Here is a 13,492-nt window from a genome sequence, read left to right as displayed (position 1 = left end):
CATGATATTCGTCAACAAACGGATAGTCCTCCCCGTGTTCGCCGCACTGGTACTGGCGGGCTGCGACGCTTTTTCGTCGGAACCGGTCTATCGTGGAATTAGCGTGGAAGGGATGAATTACACCCCGTTTAATCTTACCCGCTTCGTGATTCGCGACAAATATGGCAACAGAGCTAGCGGCGGAGGGGATCTCATGCCCGGTGCCGGTGAGGGGCGACTCAGTTGCTGCTACAAGTTGAAGGGAACGGACTTCACGGTCGACTGGGAAATATACGATGCAGATGAAGCTGTCAAGAATATTTACGCGCCTATTAAGAAAATTCACAAAACAACGCAGATACATTTTCCCAAGACGAAGATATCCGGTGGCGCGGGCGATGTGGCGTTGGTCGTGCATTTTTATCCCGACTATCACGTTGAGTTCGATTTTAGAAACGACCTGAGCGGTAGCAGGATCGACTATTCAGCGGTCGATTACTGGCTTCAAACCAAATATGGAAAGGCGGCGAATCCGGGCAATCTTAACGAATTCACCGTGTTCCGTAAGACCGCGCGCGTCGCATCGCAAGGCTGGCTGAAATACCGGCTGACGGACACGGCAGATCTGGAGCAGTACGTGTACTACATGCTGCTCGTCAATCCGAAGTTCGATGAGCATCCGGCGGTGCAACGCATTCTCCAGGATTCGAAGGGAAAGCCGGGCGCATTCGGTGCAGCGATGCAGAAGCTACCGGATGCCGTGGTCCAGGAAATCAAGAACAACCATTTTGAGCATATGCTGACAGGAGCAACACGATGATAAAGCAGCTACTTCTTCTGTTGTTTGCGTCAGTGGCCTTGGCAGGGTGTGACGCGTTTTCTTCGGAACCGACCTATAGCGGTATTAGCGTCGAGGGAATGAATTACACCCCGTTCAATCTCGATAGATTTACTATTCGCGATAAATATGGAAACAGAGCCAGTGGTGGTGGTGATCTCATGCCAGGTGCTGGCGCCGGTAGTCTGAGTTGCTGCTACAAACTGAAAGGGACAGATTTCACTGTGGATTGGGAAGTGTATGACGCAGACGAAGCGATCAAGGCGATTGACTCGCAAAAACCGATCCAGACTATCCACAAGGTTACGCAGGTCCACTTCCCCAAGACCAAGATATCTGGTGGTGCCGGGGATGTGGTGTTGGCCGTGCATTTCTATCCCGACTATCACGTTGAATTTGAATTTCGGAACGATTTGAGCGGCAGCCGGATCGTCTATGCAGACGTCGCTTACTGGTTCGAAACCAAATACGGGAAGATGGTCAATTCCGATGACCTGGACGAGGCTACAGCGTTCCGAAGAACCGCGCGCGTCGCATCGCAGGGCTGGCTGAAATACAAGCTAACGGACACAGCGGATTTGGAGCAGTACGTGTACTACACGCTGCTCGTCAGCCCGAAGTTCGACGAGCATCCGGCCGTGCAACGCATCCTCCAGGAAACGAAAGGGAAGCCCGGTGCATTCGGTGTAGCGATGCAGAAGCTGCCTGATACCGTAATCCAGGAAATCAAGAGCAACCATTTTGAGCATATGCTGACAGGAGCCGAGCATGGCTGATACGACTCAAATCGATCCCGCTGACCGGACGCCGCATGAAGTTATTGCTGCAATCGGCGAAAACAGGAGCGCATATCCAAGCACCGATTGTATTCCGTGCGGCGCCGTGATCCATATTGGATTCTTTTTCGATGGATTTGGTCGTCATCGCGATTTCGATGACCCTACGACGTCGCGATATTCGAATATCTGTCGTCTGTGGGAAGCGCATCGCGAAAACACGGATCTCCGGCGGCCAAAGACGCCAAATCAGTTTTGGTATCGCTTCTATTATTCTGGGCTCGGCACTGACATGAATGAAGAAGCTCGGGAAGGATTGGTAACATCGGCGGTCTTGAAGACCGGCAAGGAAATCGGCAAGTCGGCCGAGAAGAAGGCGGTCGGTATTGGAAAGAAAGTTGCAGGCGTCGACCGTCTGGCAATCAAACCGCAAAGCGCCATCAGTGTTGGCGTGAAGAAGGGGCTCGAGGACTTCTCGTATCGCCCAATCGTCAAATCCTTCAACGATCTGGTCGGCAAAGTTACGTCCGCGCCGAAGAACGTGGGGCGCGTCTTGAGGTTGGAGCGCGATGATCGCTGGGTGCGACGGGCGCGGGCCGCGGCGCGCGCGATTCTTTACGACGCTAAGAAAAACCCAATGAAGGCTGGGTGGGACACAGCGAAGGAGGTGTTCATTGGCGTCGCGCTGGATTCGATTCCGTGGTGTCGCGATAACCGTGCGGTCGCCCGCCTATTTGGAACGGGTGTGGAGGATCGCGTCGCGGCTGCGAAGAATCAGTTCGAAAAGGCCATCGAAGACACGAAGCTGAAGATGCCGAAGATTCAGCGGATTCAGGTCTCCATCTTCGGGGCCGACCGCGGTGGTGTGCTTGCGCGGGCACTGGCAAACGAACTGACGGAAAAGTACAAACATCCGAGCGAGGCGAAACTCGCGTATGTCGATCCGAAGGACCCGAACCACACGGCCGTACCGATCGAGATCAAGTTTCTCGGGTTGCTCGATGCCGTGTCGTCGCTGATGGAAGAGAACAAGGTGCTGGGCATGGTGCCGGTTCTCAACATGATCAAGCAAAACTATGGTGGCCAGAAGCTCGCCGTGCCTGAGTCTGTCGCGCGGTGCGTGCATTTCGCGGCCGCTCACGAATTGCGTTTCTACCAGCGACTCGACAGTCTCGAGAAAACTCGTGGCCTTCAGTACCTCTATCCGGGAACCAGCGAAGACATCACCGGCGGAGCGCCACCGGGTACGCTGGGCGCCCGCGCCGAATTGCAGCGCGTCGTCCTGCGCGACATGCTGCATGAGGCAATCACGCATGGCATTGTGCTAGACACAATGGAAGATATGCGCAAGTGGAAGTCGAAGACCTATGAACGGTTTACGCTTGCTCACCCCATTTCCGACGGCAAAACGACGTACAAGATTGGAGAGTTGATCGAAGCGTATCGAGAGATTGTCCCCTACGTTGCGCGGCTAAATTTCCTCGAACACATGCAGGTGTTCCTGCGCTGGATGGCGGTGCGATATCAATCTCCCGCGTTCCGTTCAACCGTGACGAGCCGCTTCGATACGCTGGATGCGCGACATCGCGCACTGTTAAAGGAAAGCAAGGACGCCGAGGCCGCATATATCGCGCTCAGAAATCAAAACCCACCGCCGGACAGTGCAACTTTGGCCAAGGCGGAGGTGCGCTGGCGAGACTCGATGTTGCCGGAAATGATTTCCGGTCGCGACGCAGGCATCGAAAAGCGTCGTCCTGCCGAAGGGGTATGGGAGCGTATCCAGAGGGAAGCTCAGGACATGCTGACTCGCGAATCCCAACAGGCTGGTTTGCGGAAGCAGGCCAACAAGATGCAGGACATGGCTCAGAGTGGTGACCTGCCCTGGGACGCAGACCCGGACTTCAGTGTCGGAATTATCCAGGCCATGATGATGTCGCCGGATCAGGAGGCGCTCGCCCAGGCGTGGAAGATGGGCCTTAACGGGTCCAATCCGCTTCCGCCCAAGGTTATGGCGCTGTTCGATCTGCTAGTTCACGACACGATGCTGACGAGCTGGCATGACCATTTGCTGTCGTCGAGTCTCTACTTCCAGACGCGCGCAACCGATACCTTCGGCGTAAGCGACTACGTCAAGGAGGAAAAGCGGAGCAAACGCGAAGAAAAGGCGGCTGAACGAGCGAAGCAGGTAAGCGATGCCATGACGTCAGTTCCCCGGATACCGAGTCGTCTTTGAGCGCATGTTACGTAACTACGCACCGAAGGCGCGCCGGCGGTGACAATTCAACGTGGGAGCAATATGGCGGGCATCATTCGAGTAGGTGATGGACACACCGGAGGTGGCGTTGTCTCGGCCGGCTCGGCGACACGCTTTTTTATGGGGCGCGCTATTGCGCGCCTTTATGATCCCGTCACATGCCCGAAGCATGGGGACAATCGAATAGCCACGGCCACCTCCGGGGCATTCGACGATGGCATCGAGGTTGCGCAGCATAACGATCAGTGCGAGTGCGGATGCCGGTTGATTTCGTCCTTGCCCAACAGTGGTCCTCGCTGAACGATGGCGCTCGATTTCAATTCTCTGCCGCCGGAAGAGCCGGTGCCAGACAAGCCGCCGTCGCCGTTTCTCTGGGCCGTGGTCTTCCTTGTTCTGACATTGGCCGGCGTGTTCGTGGTGCTGATGCTCTGGCCGGCCGGCGAACCGACGCGTACTCCATGGTTCTGGGTATGCGTGACCGTCTTTCCGACAGGCATGGCGGTATTGGTCGTGACGCGGCCTTTTAGCGCATACGAGGGTAGACGTCTCGATGCCTTGGCATGGAATGCCGCGTGCAAGCAATACGCTGAACAGCTTTTCGCCAGGGAAAGCATCCCCGTGTCCATCCTGGGTTTCGCCATCCGCGTGACCGAGAACGATGACGAAAACCGAAGTGGCGATATTGCGAACGGAACTTTGAAGCTGGACGCGATCGCCTCGGGTCACGAGCAAAACGAATCGATCTCGGCACGATGGCTGCAACCGATCGATGCGAGTCTGGCCGCTGACGATCCTGAGCGTCAAGAGTTGGTTCTCGAGTGGCTTTACGACAGATTGCTGACCGATCTGACTGCGTCGATTGCATCGCTTTCCGCGGAGTTGCCCCTTTGCGTGCTGCTCGACATTTCCGGCTACGCCGGAAATGTCGATGCCTTGGAATTGTGGCGGACCAGATGGAATAGTCACAAACTGCGCGCGGCTCAAGCGAGGCGCGCGCAGGAACCGCTTGATCTGATGACAATCGATGCCTGGCTTGACGATCAACACGGGCCGTTGCACGGGCAGGCGATGCTGCTCGTTTCCATCACCCTCAGCAAGGTGATCGATGAAACACCTTTGGATGGAAGCGCAGAGGCGGGAGTCGGCTTGCTTTTTACTTCTGCGCTGCTCGCGACCCAGTTCGGCCTGCCGTCGCTTGCCGCGCTTCATCGACCATTGCGATCCGACAATGAGAATCTCGATCACGCGCTGACACGTGCACTTCAGTGGGGAAGTGTTGAGCCCGGTGCAGTCGAATCGCTATGGATGACGGGATTCGATGGACTCTCCGTGGGGCCGCTGCACTCGTCATTCACGCATGTAAATCAAGGCAAGAAGCGTAGTGAGCCCTTGCCCGAATTCGACCTGGACCGGGCGGTCGGGCACGCGGGCCTGACATCGGGTTGGCTTGCTGTGGCCTGTGCGGCCGACCGTGCCATGCAATCGTCGACGCCGCAACTGGTCGCTCAGCGTCTCGCAGACCGAACGCTTGTCGCGACCGTGACGACCACCGACAACGAATCAAAATCTAGACGCTCCTCGGCATGAACCGCCAATTCAAGCTTGACCTTCTCGGTATCATCGTTCTCGTCGTTATTCCTGGGCTGCTCATCTGGGAGCGGCCTCAATGGGTTGGCGTGTCTCCTGCGAATCGCGGAGTAGCGATTGCGGCGCTGTGTGTTGTATTCGTGGTGCTCCTGCTCGTGTTCAGCTTTAATGACTCCTCCCGCCCCGCCGTTGCATGGCGCGCTGTGCGGCGGTGGGTCTACGACCGGGGGCGTGGCACGTTGCGCGCATCCGAGGACCGTCCGCTCTGTGCAGTCCAGATGCGTGCGGCAACGCTCAGGCAGGCGCTGCGCGACCGCCACGGCTGGCGTTGGCGCTATCGCGAACGATGGGTGCTCGTGGCCGGCGACCTATCGCTGGTAAAGCGCCTGGCACCGGGACTCGTCGAGGCGGGGTATCTGATCGCCGGTGACACGATCCTGCTGTACGCGAAGCAAACGCGCGACACGCTCGAGACCGAATGGCTCGACCAGATCCGCCGCCTGCGCCGCCGTCGCCCGGTCGACGCGATCGTGGCGGTGGCACGTAACCGCAGTTCAGCCAGTGCGCCTTTCGATACGGACGAACTCGGCCAGCGGCTCGCGCGCCATGCCCGCGCGCTGCGCTGGGCTGCCCCCGCGTATCTGCTCAACGTCACCGATTTCGACGACGAAACCTCGAGCCCCGACGAGGCGATGGGCTTCACCTGGTCGAACGCACGCGTGAGTGCGGAAGAGATCGACACGTTGCTGCAAGACCTCGCCAACAACCTTGCGGACGCCGGCGTCGTACGGCTGACGAAGAATGCTCGCGACCGCTATCCGGCCGAACTGTCGCAGCACATTTCGAACCTTCGCAGTGCGCTGTCGGGGTGGGTCCTGCAGACGGCCCGGTCCCGTGTCTGGCGGCACGCGGTCCACGGGCTTCTTTTCGCACCGCTCTCGAAGGAACGCGAGCGGGCGCTCACCGATGCACATGACGACGAACGGCCCCTCGAGCCCCCACACCGCGCGATCTGGCAGACCGTCGCAGACCACAGCCGCACGATCCACGGCCGCCGCATCGGCTTCTCGCTATCGACGTCCGCGGCATGGCTCACCACCGGCCTGATCGCCTGCTGGATGGCCGGCACGATGCTCTCCGGCGTTGCCAACCGCGCGACGATTCGAAGCGCAACCGACACCGTGACTCAGTTGTCCGGCCTCGGCAACCCACCCCAGGCTTTGCAAGTGCTCGATCGCTTCGATCGTCAGATCGATACACTGGAAACCCATCAACGCGACGGCGCGCCGTGGGCCGCCCGCTTCGGCCTGAACCGGGACGAAGCGTTACTAGAAGCGCTATGGCCGCGTTACACCGACGCGGCCAACCGCATCCTCGTGGCCCCGATCCACGAGACACTCGAGGCGCGCCTGCGTCACCTCGGCTCGCTGTCCGACGCCGAGATCGCCAGCGGCGGCGATGCACAGGTGCACACTGCCTACGACACACTCAAGGCCTACCTCATGCTCGCCAGGCCGGAACGCGCCGCGGCGACTTTCCTGAGCCCGCAACTCGTCGCAACTGCCGCACCCGAGCGCCCCGTGAACTCGCCTCTGTCGCCCGGCACCTGGGAAGACCTGCGCCAGCATACGATCGCGTTCTTTGCGGACCACTTGGCACGCGGCAGAGTGCCTGCCATGGCGCCGGATCTCGGCCTTGTCGCCTCCACGCGCCAAACGATCGTCAGCGTACGAGGTATCCAGAATTCGACCGACGCGGTCTACCAGCAAATCCTCGATGACGCGAAGGCCAAGTATCCGCCCGTGTCGCTCGCGATGCTGCTTGGCGACACGACCGGCCGAGGGCTTTTCAACACGACGGCAACCGTGCCGGGCGTGTTCACACGTGCCGCGTGGGATGAGCGCATCGCGAAGGCGATCGACGACGCGAGCGAGCAGCGCAACGTCGCGGGCGACTGGGTGCTCTCCGATGTCAAGACGACACAGGCTGCACCGTCGACACTAAAGGCTCAGCTTCGCCAGCGCTACTTCGACGATTACGCGCGCGCGTGGGCGCTGTTCCTCAACAGCCTGCGCTGGCAACCGGCACCGACGCTTTCGGCCACTGCCGACCAGTTGACACTGCTGGGCGACCCGCAGCGCTCGCCGCTCGTCGCGCTGATGAATGCGGTCATCTACCAGGCGGGGGCGGGTGCGAACACACAGTCGCTCGCGGACAACCTGATCAGTAAGGCGCAGCAACTCGTCGGGGCGGCAGACAAGGACCCGTCGAAGCGGGCCCAGCCGCAGCTAGCGCCGCTTTCGGCGGCTTTCGGCCCGATCCTGCGCCTGACGGGAAATGATCTGGTGTCTGGTGCCCCAGCGAACAGCAAGGCCGCGGCGCAACTGGCCGCCACGGGCGACCTCAGTCTCGCACGCTACCTCGAGCGCGTCACGGCCATGCGCCTGAAGGCGTCGCAGATTGTCTCCAACGCCGATCCCGACGCGATGGCGCGCCTCGCCGCACAGTCGGTCCTCCAAGGCAAAACGTCGGACATGGCCGAGAGCCGCGAGTACGCGAGCCGCCTCGCCGCGAGCCTGGGCGAACAGTGGTCCGGGTTCGGCGAGCTGTTCCGCGCACCGTTCGATCAGAGCTGGCAGGTCGTGGTGCAGCCGGCCGCCTCGAGCCTGAATGAGATCTGGCGCACGGCGATCGTCACAGACTGGAACAGGACGTTCGGTGGCCGCTACCCTTTCGCCGACTCGGACAACGACGCGTCACTCCCGGAAATGGCGCGCTTCATGCGGCCGGATAACGGCGTGATCACGCAGTTCGTCACGACGCAACTCGCCGGCGTCGTCGAACGGCAGGGCGACCGGTGGGTGGCCGTGCAAGGCGCCGATCACGGCGCGCTCACGATCGATCCGGGCTTCCTCGCGAGCCTCAACAAGCTCACCCGGATCTCGAGCGTGTTGTTCCCGTCCGGAGAGGGGCACGTGCGCTACGAGTTGCAGGCGGTGCCGACACCGGGCGTCACCGACATGAAATTCGTGTTGTCCGGGCGTGAACTGCACTATTTCAACCAGAAGCAGGAGTGGACCCCGTTCGAGTGGCCTGGGCAGTCGCTGGAGAACCTGTCGCATATCGAATGGCAGACCGAGCAGGGCGGACTGCGCACGGCACTCGATTCGCAGGGGCGGTTTGGTCTGATCCGGCTGTTGGAGCGCGCAAAGATATCGCAGGAGGACAGCGCGCGCTATCTGCTGACCTGGACACCGGACACGAGCCAAGGTATTGCGCTCAGGGTGCAATTGCGCAGCGAGGCGGGGGCGGGGCCGCTGGACGTGCTGCAACTCAGGCGCTTCACGTTGCCCAACCGCATCTTTGTCACTGGATCAGCGAGGGGGGCGGGGCCGAAGCTGTCGGCCGTCAATCCGCCGCCGCTGCCGGCGTTGGCGATCAAGGCCGCGAAGCACGCCGCGACGCCATTGCCGCGTGGCGCATTGCCGGAGGTCGAGTGATGCTCGGCGGACTCTTCAAAAGTCTCTTTCCCGCGCGCGATGACGGCGAGCAACTCGCGCGCACGCGGCTCGACGCCTGGAACGCATGGCTGCAGCCGCTGCCCGGCGACGGCGGCGTTGGCCGCGACCCCGGCTACGAAGACGCCTTCTTCGAACTGAAAGACGAAGCCGGCAAGCTCTCGGGCATCGACGATGGCCTGATCGTCCGTTCCTGCGAGCAGTTGCTCAAGGAAACGGGCAAGGATCTGCGACTGGCCGGGTACTACGCGTTCGCTCGCCTGCGGCAGGATGGTCCCGCGGGATTTTCCGACGGACTCGAACTGGCCGCCGCGCTTGTCGATCGCTTCGGCGAGGCGGTGCTGCCCCCACGAGCCGAGGCAAGGAAGGGCGCGCTCGAGATGCTGGCCACTACGCGTGTGCTCGAGCTGCTGCAAAGCAGCGGCGCATTTGCATCCCATGACCTCGAGCGCGCGCTCGCCGCACTCGACGTGCTGCTCGAACGCACGGCCGCATGGCCCGAGGCTGCGCGGCCGAATCTGCAGGCGCTCGTGTCCCGTTTCGACCAGAAGGCCGAGCCGGCACGGAAGGCGGAAGCGGACGCCGGCATGCAGGCGCAGGCAGCCACCTCGTCGGCCACGTCGAGCCCGATCGCCTCCGCGCGCGACTTGCTCGATCAGGCCCGCGCAATGGCGGCATGGCTCCGGGACCAGGAAAACGGCTACCTCCCATCCGCCCGGCTTCTGCGGACGGTTCGCTGGGATACGTTGCACGAGGTGCCGCCCGCAGATGCCACTTCCCGCACGCGCCTCGTGCCTCCTCGCGGCGAACTGCGCCAGCAGATGAAGCGGCTCGTGCTGCAAAAGCAATGGCACGAACTGCTCGAACGCGTCGAGGGTGCATTCATGGAGGGAGTGAATCACCTCTGGTTCGACCTCCAGTACTTTCAGCACGTGGCGCTCGATCATGTCGGTGCGCCGTACAGCACGTGGCGCGAGCTGCTGCGCGCGGATTTTGCCCTGTTCCTCGAACGGTTGCCCGGCATCGAGCGCCTCGCCTTCAGCGACGGCACACCATTCGCCGACGACGCGACGCTCGAATGGATCGCGCGGCATGCGGTCGTGCGCGACCTGGAAGCAGGAGAGGCGGTGGCACCGTTGCCGGTGTCTGCCGACAAGGAAGGCGAAGCCGCCGGCGACTGGCCCGAAATCGAAGCACAGGCGCGCGATCTGTCTGCGCGCGAGGGCGTGGAGGTGGCATTCGGCTGGCTCGAGGCCCTTCCTGGAATGAAGACGGAGCGGCACCGCTACTTGCAGCGGCTCGTCATGGCGCGCCTTGCGGATTACGCCGGAAAGCCCGATACGGCCCTCGCGCTGCTGAATGAACTCGACGGCGCGGCTCGCTCGCTGCCGCTCACGCGCTGGGAGCCCGCGCTCGTCTTCGAGGTGAAGCAGCAACTCCTTCGCGCATTGAAGGCAATGAGCAACCGTAAGGATGCCGACAAGCCCGCACTCGCCCGCCGCGTCGGCGAGCTGCAAGCGGAACTCACGGTGCTCGACCCGGCCCGCGCGCTCGGCCTTTAATAACCAAGAACTTCAATGGAAAACGACGATCCCATCCTGCGCTACTACGAAGCGGAGATGCGCTATCTGCGCGAGTCGGGCAAGGAATTCGCGAAGGCCCATCCCGACCGGGCGCGCCTGCTCAACCTCGATCGCGTGGGCGATCGCGATCCCTATGTGGAGCGGCTTCATGAGGGTTTCGCGTTTCTGACCGGACGCCTTCAGCAGAAGCTCGACGACGAACTTCCGGAACTCACCGAGGGATTGGTGAGCCTGTTATGGCCGCACTATCTGCGGATGATTCCGTCGTTGTCGGTCGTCGAACTCGTCCCGCTCGCGGAAAAGCTCCAGAAAACCGAAGTGGTGTCAGCGGGCGTACCGGTGCGTTCCGCGCCGATCGCGGTGCCCCCAGTGGCGGGTGCCGAGGGCACGACGCCGAAGACGGTGCAGTGCCTGTATCGAACCACGCAGGCCGTGACGTTGCAGCCACTCTCCATCACCCATGCCGGGGCGACCGTGCGTCACGACGGTCGCTCGGTGATCCAGCTTGGCTTCACGCTCGATCGGTCGGCCCGCCGCGAGGAAACGGATCTTTCGCGGCTGCGCCTATACCTCAATGCGGACCTGCCGACCGCGTTCGCGATGCATCTCGCGCTCACGCGTCAGGTCGATTCGATCGCGTGGCGTATTCCGGAAGTCCGTAACGGCGAAGTCGTGCCGCTTGCCGGCGTCACGCTCGAACCGGCCGGGTTCTCGACCGAAGAGCGGTTATGGCCGAAGGCCGACGCTGCATTCTCGGGATACCAGCTGCTGCTCGAATACTTTACCTTCCGCGAGAAGTTTCTGTTCGTCGACCTCTGTGGGCTCGATGTTAGGAAGCTGCCGGAGGGGGCGACCGGCTTCGAACTCGAGATCGTGCTGAAGCACGCTTATCCTTCCGACCAGCGTTTCGATGCGGATAACATTCGGCTCTTCTGTGCGCCGGTCATCAACCTGTTCGAGCTCGACGCCGAGCCGATCGAGATCGACCACCACGAGACGGAATATCGTGTGGTGCCGGCCGGCCACCAGGGCGAGCATGTCGAGACGTATTCGGTCGACGCGATCGAGGCGTTCGACCACGATACCGCCGAGCGCTACGAATACGTGCCGTTCGCGACCTTCCGGCATCGCGGCGGCATGCTGCGCCACGAAGCACCGGAGCGGTATTTTCATGCGCGCGTGCGCCCCGGCATGTCCGGGCTGCACGAGAGTTGGGTTGTTCTCGGCGGCCACGCATGGGAAACGATGGCGACGCTTCCCGAGGAAAGCCTTTCATTGCGGGTGACGGGCACGAACGGCATGCTGCCGCGCAAGGGGCTGCGCGAAGCCAGTCTCAATGAAATCGCGGTCAGCACGCAGAATGTCGTGGGCGTGAGGAACCTCGTTGCGCCGACTCTGCCGCTCTATCCGCCCACAGGCGACCGCTTCCAGTGGCGGGTGCTGTCGCATCTGGCGCCCAACTTTCTGTCGATGATGAACGCCGAGGTGTTGCGCGGCGCGCTTGCGCTTTACGACTGGACCAACGACGAGCTGAACCGCCGTCGGCTGGCCGGCATCGCGTGGGTATCGCAGGAACTGCTCGAGGAGGTGTCGGGCGGCTCGGTCGAGCGGGGTGTACTGATCGAGGTGACGCTCGATTCGCATGCCTTTGCGGGTGACGGCGACGTGATGCTGTTCGGCGAGCTGCTGCATCGTTTCTTCGCGCTGTATGCCGAAATCAACCTGTTCACGAAGCTGTCGATCGTGACCCTGCCGTCGCAGACCCGCACGGTCTGGCCGCGCAGCAAAGCACAACGGGCGACGCTGTGAGACCACGAGAGTTACCCAACCTCGATCCGCTCGTGGCGTCGCTGCTCGCCCGCGCGCCTCAGATGAACTTCATGCAGCTATGCCGGCTGATCGAGGTGCGCATATCCGGCGCTCTGCGCTCCGGAGAAACGACGCTCGACGGGGAGGACGCGCTTTCAGGGGGCATGCCGGGCTTCGGCACGCGCGATACGGCAGCGCATGAGCCCGTACGCTTCCGGCCGCGCCCGCGCATTGGTTTCCCTGCCGGCGAGATCGCATCCGTAGAGTTCGACGACGAGCGCCCCGATGTGCCGCCGACCGTGCGCACGACGTTCATGGGTCTTTATGGCGTCGATGCGGCGATGCCTTCGCACATGATCGACGACATCGTGCTGCGCGAGGAGGGGCACGATGTCGTCGAGGCGTTTCTTGACCAGTTCAACCATCGTTTCGTCACACTGCTGTACCGCGCGTGGAAAAAGTACCGCTACCCGGAAAGTTTCCGTCCTGGCGGAAGCGACGTGCATTCGCGCAACCTGCTGTGCCTGGCCGGTTTCGGGTGGGGCGACAAGCCAGGGCGTGCGGGAGTGCCCGATTCGCGGATGCTGGCGCTGCTGGCGCTGCTGATCCAGCGCACGCGTACGTCCGAAGGGCTCGCAGGCGTCGTCGCGCTCGCCGTACCGGGGGCCGGCGTGCGTGTCGATGAATTCTTCCCGACAACGACGCGCACGGGACAACAGCGGCCGCTGGCGTCCGCGAGTCGGAACCCCGTGTCGGATCCTGGCGGGCGCCAGGGGCTCGGAGGAGGCTACGTGCTTGGCCGGAAGATGACCTATCGCAATCGCGCGGTGCGCGTCACGCTGCGGCCGGTCGACGCGCGGCAGGCTCATGATCTTCTGCCCGGCGCATGGTTGAATCGCGAGCTGATCGCGTTCGTCCAGTTGTACATGGGTGTGAAGGCCGACGTGCACCTGCGCATGGAGATTTCCTCGCGGCTGGCGCCGCAGCCCACCGTCGGATCGTCGCCAGCAGGACCGGCGCCGCGCCTCGGGTGGACCACCGTGCTGCCTGCCGACGATGCGCGCCTGATCAACATTGCGCTCGGCGTGTACGAAGCGTTCCCCACGCTCGAACCCAATCCACACCTTACGCCAAGCCATGTCTAACCA

Annotated in this window: 9 protein-coding genes; all 9 read left to right on the top strand. The window is 62.0% G+C overall.

Annotation, left to right across the window (positions count from 1 at the left end; genetic code table 11):
- The first annotated feature begins 1 nt into the window (after position 1).
- The 9 genes from U0034_RS25135 (at position 2) to tssG (ending at position 13,489) form a co-directional block, all read left to right on the top strand.
- A complete protein-coding gene (locus U0034_RS25135; RefSeq protein WP_085230864.1) occupies positions 2–799 on the top strand; it encodes a DUF3304 domain-containing protein in 798 nt (265 codons plus the stop codon).
- Complete coding sequence (locus tag U0034_RS25130; RefSeq protein WP_085230863.1) at positions 796–1,593, top strand: DUF3304 domain-containing protein; 798 nt, start codon at positions 796–798, stop codon at positions 1,591–1,593. Before U0034_RS25135 ends, U0034_RS25130 begins: the two co-directional genes overlap by 4 nt.
- Positions 1,586–3,826 (top strand): DUF2235 domain-containing protein, encoded by a 2,241-nt coding sequence (locus U0034_RS25125; RefSeq protein WP_085230862.1) that lies wholly within the window; start codon positions 1,586–1,588, stop codon positions 3,824–3,826. Before U0034_RS25130 ends, U0034_RS25125 begins: the two co-directional genes overlap by 8 nt.
- Positions 3,827–3,889: 63 nt before the next feature.
- Positions 3,890–4,147, top strand: coding sequence for a PAAR domain-containing protein (locus U0034_RS25120; RefSeq protein WP_085230861.1), 258 nt, complete (start codon positions 3,890–3,892; stop codon positions 4,145–4,147).
- Positions 4,148–4,150: 3 nt separating this feature from the next.
- Positions 4,151–5,434, top strand: coding sequence for a hypothetical protein (locus U0034_RS25115; protein ID WP_085230860.1), 1,284 nt, complete (start codon positions 4,151–4,153; stop codon positions 5,432–5,434).
- On the top strand, positions 5,431–8,934 hold the full coding sequence (locus tag U0034_RS25110; RefSeq protein WP_102622854.1) for an ImcF-related family protein: 3,504 nt from the start codon (positions 5,431–5,433) through the stop codon (positions 8,932–8,934). Before U0034_RS25115 ends, U0034_RS25110 begins: the two co-directional genes overlap by 4 nt.
- A complete protein-coding gene (gene tssA / locus U0034_RS25105) occupies positions 8,934–10,514 on the top strand; it encodes a type VI secretion system protein TssA (protein WP_085230858.1) in 1,581 nt (526 codons plus the stop codon). Before U0034_RS25110 ends, tssA begins: the two co-directional genes overlap by 1 nt.
- A 15-nt stretch (positions 10,515–10,529) precedes the next feature.
- Complete coding sequence (gene tssF, locus U0034_RS25100; RefSeq protein WP_085230857.1) at positions 10,530–12,344, top strand: type VI secretion system baseplate subunit TssF; 1,815 nt, start codon at positions 10,530–10,532, stop codon at positions 12,342–12,344.
- Positions 12,345–12,406: 62 nt separating this feature from the next.
- Complete coding sequence (gene tssG, locus U0034_RS25095; RefSeq protein WP_102622872.1) at positions 12,407–13,489, top strand: type VI secretion system baseplate subunit TssG; 1,083 nt, start codon at positions 12,407–12,409, stop codon at positions 13,487–13,489.
- Positions 13,490–13,492: the final 3 nt, after the last annotated feature.

The sequence above is a fragment of the Trinickia caryophylli genome, assembly GCF_034424545.1.
GTDB lineage: Bacteria > Pseudomonadota > Gammaproteobacteria > Burkholderiales > Burkholderiaceae > Trinickia > Trinickia caryophylli.
Note: the sequence above shows the minus strand (reverse complement) of the source record. Positions and strands in the feature narration are given on the sequence as shown.